Origin of the sequence: Paenibacillus sp. FSL R7-0163, assembly GCF_037969975.1 — a bacterium.
Taxonomy (GTDB): domain Bacteria; phylum Bacillota; class Bacilli; order Paenibacillales; family Paenibacillaceae; genus Paenibacillus_AQ; species Paenibacillus_AQ odorifer.
In genome coordinates this window covers 3665742-3678497 of sequence record NZ_CP150224.1, presented here as the reverse complement: position 1 = coordinate 3678497, position 12756 = coordinate 3665742, and the positions used below count along the sequence as shown (strand labels likewise).

The window sequence follows — 12756 nt, the reverse complement described above, 5'->3', positions numbered from 1 at the left end:
TGAATCGCTTGTTTTTTTATTATTGATGATGTTCATTAAGAGGTTTTAACTATATGAGTTTGATAATTAGTGTAATTCAAAAGGGAAGTATAATTGTAGATACTAATTTTTTGGAGGAGCAGGTACCTGCACCACACAATAATTTATTTGGTTTCGAATCATGCAGAAAAACTCTCTGGGGAAATGATTTAATTAGTGAACTCGGATGTGAGTTAATATATTCTTTAAAGAATACGAATATTTTTGCATTTGATGAAGAAATAGAAAAACTGGAAAGTGAATTCCTTATTTTGCTTGATAATTTAGATACTATAGAACTACATACAGACTATGATAAAGAATTTATTGAATTTAGGGTAAGAAATGCTTTGGAGATGATAAAGGTAGTATTTAAAGAAAAAGATAAGGTTGGAATTGCGATTTGGTAAGTAACAACGTATTTACGCGGTGTGTCTGGTCTGTGAACTCGTGTCTAGCTAAGCTTTTTAACACAAAAAACACGCGTACTTGTCTAACACAGGTACGCGTGTTTTTTGTTATTCCACTACGAGAGGAATTATTTTTACATATCTAAATTTTTGAATGCGTAAGGCAATAAATCCCTTAAACTCAGCTCTAAGATTTCTTTTTTCTCATTGGTTAAATAGACAGGCATGTCAGGCAAACAGAATTCCGATAATACTTGTCTGCAGATACTACATGGCGGCAGAAAATCCATTGTGTCACCTGCTACAGCTATAGCCTGAAAATCACCTTTAGTATAGCCCTTTGTAATAGCCGTGAAGATTGCTGTTCTCTCTGCACAATTAGTAGCGCCAAAAGATACATTTTCTACGTTTACTCCATTAATAACATTTCCATCTTTAAGCAATAAGGCTGCTCCAACTGGAAATTTAGAATAAGGGGCATAAGCAGCTTTCTTTGTGTTACGTGCGCTTTCCATTAATTCTTCTTTATTCATAATACTCACCCTTTTTAAATAAGAATGAACCTTTCGGTCCCCTTATCGCCAACTTTAAGGTTGGCAGGACTTCTAATATTATAGTCACATCAAATGGTTGTCAACATGTACTACTCCATAAGTATCATTAAGGAATCATAGCTTTAAAATATAACTAGATATAGTAAATAGAAGTTACACATATTAAGCCCGCCATGGTAACCTTATCTTAAAAGCGACGAGTAGAGGGGTTTTGTAATGTGGGAGCGGCAGAGAATACATTTAAACAAAAAATATTGAGCAAAAAACCGGGTATTATAACATATGGGATGACACCACCGAAGGCAAGCCACGCACCAGAAAAGGTCTCGGAAATCGCCCAGAAACAGGTTGAAAGACTTAAAAACCTTGATTTAGATGCGTTAATTCTGTACGACGTTCAGGAAGAAGTAGACAGAGTGGATCATGAAAGACCTTATCCCTATTTACCAACGATTGATCCGGCTGTCTATGGTGATAAATATCTAAGACAGGTGGAGGTCCCAAAGATAATTTACCGGTGCGTCGGTAATGATACAAGAGCCCAGTTCGAGGATTGGGTTAAAACTGACGAAAATGAAGATAGATTTTCAGTGTATGTGGGCGCTTCGTCAAGTAAACAAGAGGTGAAATTGAATTTACCAGATGCTTATGAGCTAAGTAAACAGTTAAATAGTAATTTAACTTTTGGTGGAGTTGTCATTCCGGAAAGACATATAAAAAAGAATGATGAGCATATACGGGTTGTCGAAAAGACCAACAATGGGTGCAACTTTTTTATCACTCAGGCAACTTATAATGTAGAGGCATCTAAGAATTTATTGTCTGATTTATATTATTACTATACAAATAACGGTTTTGAGATGGTTCCTATTTTATTTAATCTTGCACCATGCGGCACAGCGAAAACATTACAATTTATGAAGTGGTTAGGGATCAGTATCCCGGGATGGTTAGAAAACGAGTTGAAATACTCGAATGATATTTTGGATAAATCAATCCAGCTATCGCAAAAAATCTTTGAAGAATTACTAGATTTCGGGCTGGAGAAGGGAATTCCTATTGGTTGCAGTATTGAAAGTGTTTCAACAAGTAAGTTGGAGATTGAAGCGTCCGTACAGCTTGTTAAAGATGTGAAGGCCATTTTAGATAAAAAGCTGCCCACCAAATAGAAAAAGATTCCTCAAAATATTGAGAAACCCAGGTCATTTAAAGACCATGGGTTTCTTTTTAGGTTATATATCACTAGGTCAACTCATTAAACATTATAGCCGAAGCCCAGTATAGTAAAAGACTTGTCCTGATCTTCCGGCACCATTCTGATTTCTACCTGATGCTCCCCGCTAACCTCATTTTGATAAAGAATTACCGGATTGCAATGTGTCCAGTTATTCTCATGTGGATCAGCGGTGACTACAAGACAACCATCAACGTAAATGTTCGCCTTGCCGAATTCGCTGCTGCCAGAATCCTTGTATACGAGGATGAGATTTTTGCTTGTTATCGTCAGCTTGAAGCTGTGTTCTCCAGAAGACGCTGAATGCATCCAATTATGAGGGAATTCCGGAGTTCCGAAAGGATTGGCATCCATTTCTACCCGCTGCAAATCGGTATCGATCCCCGAAAACCCGCCCACCTCGATCCTGCCTGCGTCAATATGGCTTTTGCGGTCCAGCAGGAGGGTTCCCGCAAAATCATTCCCGATGACCGGATGTTGATCCAATAGGAGATCATCTTCGTCCATTAGCGTTTTGTGGGTTTCGGAGAATAAATAAGCTAGACAATCAGCCATCACCCGGTGACCATCATTAGTAGGATGATAGATATCATAGAAAAATTGCCGTTTCGAGAGGATGTTCCCCTCATTTTTGCTTAGGCGGAACTGCCCGGATACCGCATCCTTTACACTAACCATAGGAAGATTATAAGCCCGGCCAATGGGGGAGAGCCGTTCCTGCAGGTTCCAGTCATTCATAAACACGCTGAACAGGAGAACTACTGCCGGTCTATTATCGGCGGAAAGTATTTTTAGGCATAAGCTTTCAAAACAGTTGCCCTTCGTTTCATCCCCTTCGTCGTTTACCGCAAATTCTACCACCACGATATCAGGTGTTACTGAACCTTCTCGGAGAATATCCCTTTCATAACGGATGACCCCAAGCTCGGACGGTGTTCCACCTACCCCAGCCTTCACAAAATGGATGTTCTCGCCACCATTCGTACCGAATAATTCCTTAAATCTCAGATACGATTGGTAGGCATAACATTCTTTATGGATCGGCTTAGCGCCCGCTCCCTGAGTAATGGAACCCCCAATATAAGCGATCGTGACATCCTCACCTATTATAGCCTTATGGATGGCAGTTTTTAATCTTTTATTATTGCCCAGATGAAGCAAGGATTGGGTAATGATCTCCCGGTATTCGTTAGAATCAAACGCTACGGGCGGTTCAATGATTAACTCTGGTACAGAATAACCGTCATGCAAATAAAAAATTATACTCGCGATGGCCAGTTCGCCTTCATGTTTAAATTCAAAGGCGAATTTGCCGAGCACTGCATCCTCTTCAGACCATTCCAAATCCTCCAACTTCAAGAGAATCTCAGAACCGTCGGAGGGACAGGGCACACGTATGCTGCTGCCTGTTTCGTATTTGCTGGTTTTGCCCCAGTTCTGCAATAGAAAAGAGATGGGCTCGTTCTGCTCATGATCCCTTCTCACAGACACTCCGATACTATGGACTAATTTGCGAAATCCAACACAGTTTCCTAGCAGCTCCAGTATTGTCTCATCAGTGACGCCGCCAATATATCTGGCCTTGTCGATTAGATAGTTACCTTCCAGATAAACTTCCTGTGAAGGTGGACCTTCGTTCCGGGCTGTCGCCTCAATCGCTGTTTCGTAGAGCACAAAAAAACCGTTCCTGCGTTCAGCCGGGTCCTTGGGCGCTTTTGGACCTTCAATCTTGCCTACTGTAATGATCCCGTTATTGTTTTTCATATTGATCATCCTCGCTTTTTGTATAAGCTTTTCTTGTTATGGATGCGCTTGCAAAAAACATACTTCTGTTAGATAGAATACCTGTTAACAGTAACACCAAATATCCTGATTGTTCAACCGATAAACAAAGTTTCATTTAATAATTACAAAAAGTTGCTAGTTTACACATGGAAGTTGAAATCGCTTACTTATATAATGTGCCTAGTCATACGAAAATAGGATGCTTAAGGGGAGAATTATCATGCCTACGAAGGAATTGCACCTTGTGAAGCAGGGCAGTGCTGCCAAGATTTACGTGGACCCCAAGGGGAAAGATTATGAGGGATTACGCCGGGTGGCACAGTCTTTTGCAGCAGATGTTAAACAGGTAACAGAGGTAGAGCCTGAGATATATACACAATTGAACGAATTGGATGGAACAGTCATAATCGCTGGATCGATAGGTAGCAATGATTTTATCGATGATTTAATCGCGGAGGGAACCGTTGATGTATCGGCCATCCAAGGTAAAAGAGAATGTTATAAAATTCAGGTGGTTGAACAACCCACAGCGGGAGTGGACAAGGCGCTCGTCATTGTAGGAAGTGATAAACGGGGGACGATTTACGGGTTGTATTCGATCTCCGAAAAGATTGGAGTTAGTCCTTGGGTGTACTGGGCGGATATTGTGCCGGAGAAGAAGCCGGCATTGTTCATTCCTGATAACCAGCTTCATGTGATCTCCAAGGAGCCTTCGGTTAAATATAGAGGTATTTTTTTGAATGACGACTGGCCGTCTTTAGGTTCTTGGGTAACTCAAAGCTTTGGTGACTTTAATGAAGATTTCTATGACAAGGTATTTGAACTCATTCTTCGCTTGAAGGGGAATTATTTATGGCCGGCGATGTGGAGCGCCGAATTCAGCCTGAATGGTAAAAGCAGCCCGATTGCCAACGCCAAGCATGCACAAGAATACGGAATTATTATGGGGACCTCCCATCATGAACCCTTATTCCGGGCAGGCAGTGAATGGCAGAAGGTATACAGCCAATACGGGACAAGTAACCTATGGGATTTCGCCCGTAATAAACAGGCGATTACAGATTTCTGGGAAGACGGAATCAAGCGCAATCAGGACTTTGATAACTTGATTACTCTAGGTATGCGGGGGGAAAGTGACTCTGCGCTGGAGGGCTCCGACCAGGAGAATATTGATCTGCTGAAGGACATTATACTTACGCAAAAAGAACTATTGAAGAAATACAATCTTGAACATGCACCGCAAATTTTGGCCGTTTATAAGGAAGTTGAGAAGTACTGGTATGGCACTACCGGGGTGGAAGGGTTGAAGGACTGGGATGTTCTGAATGACGTTACGATCCTGCTTGCTGACGATAACTTTGGCAATCTCCGCAAAATCCCGACGAAAAACGAACGTAACCGCAGCGCAGGATGGGGGATGTATTATCATTTTGACTATCATGGTGGTCCGCATTCCTATGAATGGTTAAATACGACCCCGCTTGAAAAAGTCTGGGAGCAAATGTGTATGGCATTCGACTATGGCATCCGTGATGTATGGATTGTGAACGTCGGGGATTTGAAGCCTATGGAATTGCCCATTTCCTACTTTCTGGATTTGGCCTACGATTTTGAGGCATGGGGGACAGGTGCAATCAATCGGACTGTGGAATACACCAACCGTTGGGTAGAGCAGCAATTCGGATATGCGCTGGAACAAGAGACATGTCTGGGAATCGCACAATTGTTAGGTGATTATACCCGGATGAACGGTCGGCGCAAGCCTGAAATTATTTATCCGTCCACCTTCAGTCCTATCCATTACAATGAGGCGCACAGAGTTCTGGAGCAAGTGGTGATGATCGAGAAGGCTGCCGGCAAATACGATGAGCTAATCCCGGAACAACTAAAGGATGCTTACTTCCAGCTCGTATATTTCCCTGCTGTTGCCTCGGCCAATGTGGTCAAAATGCAAATTTATGCTGGACTGAACCATCTATACGCTAAACGAAATAGTATGTTGGCAAATACTTACGCTGCTCTGACCCGCGAAACCATCGAACGGGATAAGTATCTGGAGTTGGTTTATAATAGCGGAATTTCGGATGGAAAATGGCAGGGAATGATGAGTTCCCCTCATGTTGGGTATATACATTGGAATGCAGAAGGGTGGAACTATCCGGATGTAAACACCCAAACTCCCGCCAAAGGTTCTTTAATGATTGTCGATGTGGAAGGAACGGAACAAGCGTATGTTTCCGGCACAGCTGAACTTCCGGTAATTACAAATCTCCAAAAAGAAAACTATCGCATAACAATCAGTAACGGTGGAGAAGCGGGTTTTGAATATCAGGTGCGGAGCAGCGTGGATTGGATCAAGCTTGAGAAAATACGCGGCTGGATTGAGGCAGGGGAGACGCTTCAGGTTTCCGTAGATTGGGAGAAGGTCAAAGAAACATCGACGGGCGAAATTACGATCTCCGGTGCCGGGAATATAGTTAAGGTGAAGGCAGCCGTGGATTGGATAGACATTCCGGATGTGCTACCGATGACTTTCATCGAGACCCATAATATTGTGTCCATTGAAGCGGAGCATACCATAACTCGTGTTTCGAAATCAGGGGTGGTATGGAAGACCATTGACAGCTATGGACGTTCTTTATCCTCGGTTAAAATGTATCCGGATGCTGTATCTTTTGAACAACCGGAGGATGCACCTTATCTGGAATATCGGATTCTAGTGCAGCAGGACACTGATTATAGCTTAACCGCGTATATTGCGCCGACAAACAATCTGTCACAAACTAGTGGGTTGAAGTATGCGATAGGTTTCGATGATCAGGCACCCGTGATTAAGGATACTTTACCAACGAACTTTGAAGGCGGTAATCATGATAATGAACCGTGGTGCCGCGCGGTTATGGACAATATTCATGCTGTGACCACCAGCCATGCTTTAACGAAGGGTCTTCATACCCTCCGCTTTTACGGATTGGATGCGGGTCTAGTTCTGCAAAAGCTTGTATTGTCCGCTGCCCAGCTTCCTTATTCCTATTTAGGGCCGGAGGAGAGCTTTTATACTAGCGGGACGGCGTCCATTCTTAGTTAGGTTGAATTAAAAGGGCGAACAACTGGGTTGTTGCTTCGAATCCTCCGTTATTTCAGGGCAGATGACGGAGGATAACCCTTTATATTTTTGAAAACGTTGCTGAAGTAGGCGACATCTTGATAACCACAGTGCGCTGCCACTTCGGACACATTAAAACCACCAGCCGATAGAATCATCTCAGCATTGTTCACCCGCACCTTGTTTATAAATTCTTTATAGGTGGAGCCAGTGTTCTGCTTAAATAGCTTACCAAGATATACGGGATTTAGGGCAACCAAATCTGCCAGCTCCTTGATCGTGACTTCCTCCGAATAATGATCCATGATATAGGTCATCGCTTTTTGGATTCTTAGATCTATCAGAGGTGTTTCTTGATGGTGGGCGATACTTAATAAGCGGTACACAATCAGTTGAAAGATGGCCCGGGCCTTCATTTTGTAGAAAGGTTGTTTGCCCATCCAGACATGTGAGAATTCTTTAATATCCTCTAGAATCTCTTTAGTTCTCCAATTCCTAGTTACAGTCTCAAAAGGGAGCTGCACATGATTGTCCTCACCCTCCCAGAAGAAATTGAAGGCAAAGGAACGCATTGGTGCCTCCTTAAAGGTCTGAGCTTCCCGAATGCTGCCAGAAGGGGCATAGAGCATATCTCCGGCTTCAACGGTGAATTTCTCTCCATTAATAAAATAGTCAGACTTCCCTTCTACGATGAAGGTAAGATCATGGAAATCAATTTTACTCCTCGTAATCTCCCAATCCGGGAAGGATCTGCGATCAACGAACAAAAAAACACGGGGAACAAGATTTTCATATTTGGTAATGTCCATTTCTACCACTCCTCCTTCCTAATAAATAGAGCCGCGCTAATACCGATTGGTATATTATACAAAAATGAAACCGATTAAGAAATGGGATTGTAAATTGACTTTGCGCAATCAGAAGAATACAATAGTTTTATGACTATCGAACAATATTCCTTAAAAGATGATGAAAAGCGAGTGAAGATTTTTAAAGCATTAGCAGAAGTGAAACGAATTGAAATGATTCGTTATCTTCATCTCCATAAGGAGAACAATACATGTGGGTCCATTGGTGAATCTATGGGAATGGACAAATCCAATGTGTCTTACCATCTGAAGATTTTGTATGAAGCTGATTTAGTAAGTGTCACACGTATGGGGCAGAATAAGATTAGCCAGCTTCGAGAGGATACGTTTAGCGAATTATTACCGGGTTTCTTGGACAGTTTATAATATGTCCGGAAACCTATAATTTTTTCTTGATAGTTTGATAGTTTTATAACTATTTGATAATCATGTACAGGGTTTGGTTAATAGTTATAGGTAGCAGCAAAAATAAATATTAATGGAGTAGTGATCTATGAATCAGTTGAAAAATAAACAGGTCCTGTTAATTTCACGTCCTGTAGGCATGCCAACCCAGCAAAATTTCGAGTTCAAAGATATTCCTGTAGTTGAAGCAAAAGAAGGACAAGTTGTTGTACGTACGTTGTATTTGTCAGTGGATCCTTATATGCGCGGAAGAATGAATGATGCTAAATCGTATGTTCCTCCGTATCAGCTTAATGAAGTCATCGCTGGAGGACTTGTGGGAGAGATCGTAGACTCCAAATCGGAGCTATTCAAAGCTGGAGATAAAGTCATCGGTATGCTGGGCTGGCAGTTATATAATACTGTAGATGCTAAAGCAGTAACCAAAATCGATGATTCGATTGCACCTGTATCGGCTTACTTAAGTGTTCTAGGTTTAACAGGGCTCACTGCATATTTCGGTTTACTTGATATCGGTCAGCCGAAAGAAGGAGAGACTGTCGTAGTGTCTGGGGCAGCGGGTTCAGTGGGGATGTTTGTTGGACAGATAGCCAAAATCAAAGGCGCTCGTGTCGTTGGGATCGCAGGTAGCGATGACAAATGCGACTATTTAAAAAAAGAACTTGGCTTTGATGCAACCATTAATTATAAAACAACGGAAAATTTAGGCCAGGCTTTGGAAGAAGCATGTCCAAATGGTGTTGATGTTTATTTTGACAACGTGGGTGGAGCGATTTCAGATGCTGTGATGAGTTTGCTTAATGATTATGCACGTATTCCACTATGTGGCGCTATTTCTTCCTATAACAGTACAGATGGAGATATGGGTCCCCGTATTCAGAGCAGATTGATCAAAACCCGCTCCCTTATCAAAGGATTCGTTCTTAGTGATTACGCAGCCCGCCAGTCTGAAGGCCTTCAAGAGCTTGGAAAATGGCTAACAGAAGGTAAATTAAAATATGAAGAAACAGTTGTTGAAGGATTCGACAAAGTGGTTGAAGCATTCCTGCAATTGTTTCAAGGTGCGAACCTCGGGAAGATGCTTGTTAAGGTGAGCGACTCCGAATTCTAAAACAACACAAACAGCCCTGGTAGAGACTTTTATATATCAGGGCTTTTTGTATTATCACCAATCAAATCCGTTCAGACCATACCCTGTTTGGACTTCATGCATTTAAGATTGTATGTGCGGCCATAGGCTTTCGCATATTTGACGATTCGCTCAATCATGCTGGTGTCATTCAGTTTGGTAAATGGGCACGGATCGGGGGCTGTATTTACTTCCAAGATCCATGGTTTAAGGCGTCGATCCAAGGCAATATCCACACCGATTTCCTGCAGGCCGGGATAGGCTGTGCTTAGCTGTCTGGCGGAGTTCACTCCAATTTGTTGCATGGACCGGATCAACGCGCTACTATTCTCTACGTTTGTGTAGGATTCTAATAATGCCTCTACCGGATAAATCGTTCCCCCTTGGCTCCCATTCGTAACCACTTTGCGAGGATGAGCAACGCGACCCGCAATGCCTGTAGCTTCCCACCCGCCCTTAAGATTTCTTTGCACCATTACCCGGATATCAAATGGCCTTCCTTCATAAACCAAAAGCCAAATCCCCTTTTGCACCAAATAGGACTTTCCTTGGGTCTCGTTAAAGATTGCCCGATAAGCCATCTCGTAATCAGAAAATGTATGTTTATGCGTACCGGACTGATAGCTGTAGGCTGGTCGTTTTTTGGCGGAATGATCTTGTGATCTTTCAATCCGAATTACACCCTGTCCCAAAGATCCACAGCAGGGCTTAATGTACACCATTTTATGTTTTTGCAACATCTCATAGAGTACGTTTTTATTCATTTTTTTCGTTACCGGGATATACTTCCTTAGCTCTTGTTTTCTAAGCAGTACCCTTGTTTTCGTCAGCTTATTGGATATCCGCCGTATTGGCTCCTTCATTTTGTTCCTCCGTTCTATATATCTATAGGCTATATTACGGGAATACGCAGTTTTTGCTTGGGCAACCACAGAATAATAGAACACATGCAAAGAATTCTACATATGAATATTGGAGGCATTTATTAAACTTGGGCTGCAGCATGCGGTCAACGGGAGGCGGCTATGATGCTGCTCGGGAAATTGCAGAATAAGGTGCAAGAAGTAATGGACGAATACCCTTGGTACAAGGGGCTGATCGATGGGGAGAAAACGAATTATAACCTGCAGAACTTACCTCTTATATCTTCGAAAACACTTGAAACCTTCTATTATAACCAACCCATCGATCTTTCTTGGACTGTTTATAGGACGTCTGGTACAAGCTCAGGCCGTAGAAAAGCAATCCTCTACTCTGAGGAAGATGACAAACACTATGTGGATATTAAAACGAAGCTATTCGGCGAGCTTATTGCGGGAAGCGGATGTAACAGAGCGTTGGCGGATATGGGCACTGGACATGCAGCAAATACTGCGCTGACCATTTTTGAAAGGTTAGGATTGGAAAAAAGTTCAATCCCCTTTGAACTGCCAATCGAACAGCATATTGAACAGCTTAAAGCTTTTAAACCTGACTTGCTCTATACGATGCCGTCCATCCTTGACCATATCGTATATGCTGCCGGAAACCCGCGTGAATTCGGAATTCGCAAGATTATTTTGGTAGGGGAAATTGCTCCACCCGAGTGGCAGCGGAATATGGCTGGCTTGTTCGGTATTGATCCTAGAGACATCATCGATACTTACGGCTCCATTGAAATCGGTACGATCGCTTATTACTCCCATGATCATGGCAGGTACATTTTTGCCGACGGAATTTTTGCGGAAGGAATCGGGGTTCATGAGTTAGACGAAGAAGTAAGGCCACTTCGGAACAATGAAAGTATTCTGGTGCTTACCTCAACTGTCCGCAAGATGCTGCCAGCTCTTCGTTTTGTTACTTATGACGTTGTAAGGGATTTTAGGCCTGTGATGATAGACGGGGTTGAACAACAAAGCTTTGAGTCTATTGTAAAAAGAGTGGGTCAAGAACTGAAGCACGGTGAGAAGATCAGCCTGTACGATATCGAGCAGGTCGTATACCGTCATATTGAAGATGCGATCATTCGGGTCAAGGTAAAAAACAATGCGCTCTCTATTTATATCAAGAGTAAATCTGTGAAGCCCTCTATTATTCCGGTAATCAAAGAGGAAATCAGGGAGTGTATTCCGGAAATCGGGATGATGATTCGCAACCATCTGCTTGATGATATTGAGATCATTATAGTAGCTAAAGGGGAGTCGCTGGCCAGCGGGCAGGTCAAGAACAAGAAGTTATATTATCAGATGGACAAAGCTAAGGTGGACATAAATATCCAAGGCGGTATCTTGTCGACTATCGGAAAAACACCATTAATCAAGCTGAATAATCTGTTCCAGAACAGTGAGTTCGAAGTCTACGCAAAAATGGAACTGCTAAATCCGGGAGGAAGTGCGAAAGACCGTCCAGCTCTGCGGATGATCCATGAGGCATGGAAGGAAGGGAAAATCGGGCCGGGAACTACTATTATTGAGTCGAGTTCGGGTAATATGGCGATTAGCTTGGCGATGATTTGCCAATATTTAGGGCTGCGTTTTATTAGCGTGGTTGATCCAAGAACTACCACAACAAATCTGCAGATTCTGAAAGCATTAACTGCAAAAATTGACTTTGTTAGCGAACCCGATCCCGAGACCGGTGAATATCTGCCTGCTAGACTGAATCGAGTGCAGCGACTCTTGGAGGAAATACCGGGCAGCTACTGGCCGAATCAATATGCAAACGCAAATAACTATTTGTCCCACTACCATACGACCATGAAAGAAATCGTGACTGAGCTTGGCGAAGTAGATTATTTGTTTTGCAGCGTAAGTACATGCGGCACGATTCGTGGTCTCGCGGAATATGTAAGGGATCAGGGTCTGAAGACTAAGATTGTTGCCGTCGATGCGGAGGGAAGTACTATTTTTGGTGGGAACAAAGAGAAACGGCGGTTCCCGGGACTGGGTGCTGGCATCGTACCCCCTTTCTGCAGAACGGATTTAATCGACCGTATCGTGCATGTCTCAGACTTGGATATCGTAAAAGGATGCCGAGCACTCGCCCAGAATGAATCGATTCTGGCCGGTGCATCCTCAGGTGCTAACCTTGCCGCTGTTAGGCATATGGAGCAAGAATTAGCTCCAGGATCTGTCTGTGTGGTGATTTTGCATGACAAAGGGGAGCGTTACCTCGATACATTATACTCTGACCCATGGATTCAGAATGAATTTGGGCAGGAGTTCTCGGCTGACGGTGGAATTGTCCTTGCTTAACGAACGGCAAAAG

General features: G+C 42.8%; 10 protein-coding genes. 6 read left to right on the top strand and 4 right to left on the bottom strand.

The window, feature by feature from the left end; genetic code table 11:
* Positions 1–53: 53 nt before the first annotated feature.
* Complete coding sequence (locus NST45_RS16400; protein WP_076143249.1) at positions 54–428, top strand: hypothetical protein; 375 nt, start codon at positions 54–56, stop codon at positions 426–428.
* Positions 429–562: 134 nt separating this feature from the next.
* On the opposite strand, the gene NST45_RS16395 is transcribed toward NST45_RS16400, so the two are convergent.
* Positions 563–961 carry a cytidine deaminase gene (locus NST45_RS16395; protein WP_036689594.1) on the bottom strand — a complete coding sequence of 133 codons (399 nt, stop codon included), beginning with the start codon at positions 959–961 and terminating at the stop codon, positions 563–565.
* A gap of 239 nt (positions 962–1200) precedes the next feature.
* Between NST45_RS16395 and NST45_RS16390 the strand changes: the two genes are divergently transcribed.
* Positions 1201–2151 carry a methylenetetrahydrofolate reductase gene (locus tag NST45_RS16390; RefSeq protein WP_249267666.1) on the top strand — a complete coding sequence of 317 codons (951 nt, stop codon included), beginning with the start codon at positions 1201–1203 and terminating at the stop codon, positions 2149–2151.
* Between the two features lie 86 nt (positions 2152–2237).
* Here NST45_RS16390 and NST45_RS16385 read toward each other — a convergent pair whose 3' ends face one another.
* Positions 2238–3980, bottom strand: coding sequence for an SGNH/GDSL hydrolase family protein (locus NST45_RS16385; RefSeq protein WP_339823208.1), 1743 nt, complete (start codon positions 3978–3980; stop codon positions 2238–2240).
* A 241-nt stretch (positions 3981–4221) separates the two neighbouring features.
* Between NST45_RS16385 and NST45_RS16380 the strand changes: the two genes are divergently transcribed.
* Positions 4222–7089, top strand: coding sequence for a glycosyl hydrolase 115 family protein (locus NST45_RS16380; RefSeq protein WP_076274988.1), 2868 nt, complete (start codon positions 4222–4224; stop codon positions 7087–7089).
* 47 nt (positions 7090–7136) lie between these two features.
* On the opposite strand, the gene NST45_RS16375 is transcribed toward NST45_RS16380, so the two are convergent.
* On the bottom strand, positions 7137–7916 hold the full coding sequence (locus tag NST45_RS16375; RefSeq protein WP_076274987.1) for a helix-turn-helix domain-containing protein: 780 nt from the start codon (positions 7914–7916) through the stop codon (positions 7137–7139).
* A 129-nt stretch (positions 7917–8045) separates the two neighbouring features.
* Between NST45_RS16375 and NST45_RS16370 the strand changes: the two genes are divergently transcribed.
* Both NST45_RS16370 and NST45_RS16365 read left to right on the top strand, forming a co-directional pair.
* On the top strand, positions 8046–8342 hold the full coding sequence (locus NST45_RS16370; protein ID WP_038569940.1) for a metalloregulator ArsR/SmtB family transcription factor: 297 nt from the start codon (positions 8046–8048) through the stop codon (positions 8340–8342).
* Between the two features lie 127 nt (positions 8343–8469).
* Complete coding sequence (locus NST45_RS16365) at positions 8470–9492, top strand: NADP-dependent oxidoreductase (protein WP_339823204.1); 1023 nt, start codon at positions 8470–8472, stop codon at positions 9490–9492.
* Between the two features lie 71 nt (positions 9493–9563).
* Here the strand turns inward: NST45_RS16365 and NST45_RS16360 are convergent, their stop codons facing one another.
* Entirely contained in the window at positions 9564–10373 is an 810-nt protein-coding gene (locus NST45_RS16360) for a YheC/YheD family protein (protein ID WP_038569944.1), read from the bottom strand.
* A gap of 162 nt (positions 10374–10535) precedes the next feature.
* Between NST45_RS16360 and sbnA the strand changes: the two genes are divergently transcribed.
* A complete protein-coding gene (sbnA, locus tag NST45_RS16355) occupies positions 10536–12743 on the top strand; it encodes a 2,3-diaminopropionate biosynthesis protein SbnA (protein ID WP_306068413.1) in 2208 nt (735 codons plus the stop codon).
* The last annotated feature ends 13 nt before the right edge of the window (positions 12744–12756 follow it).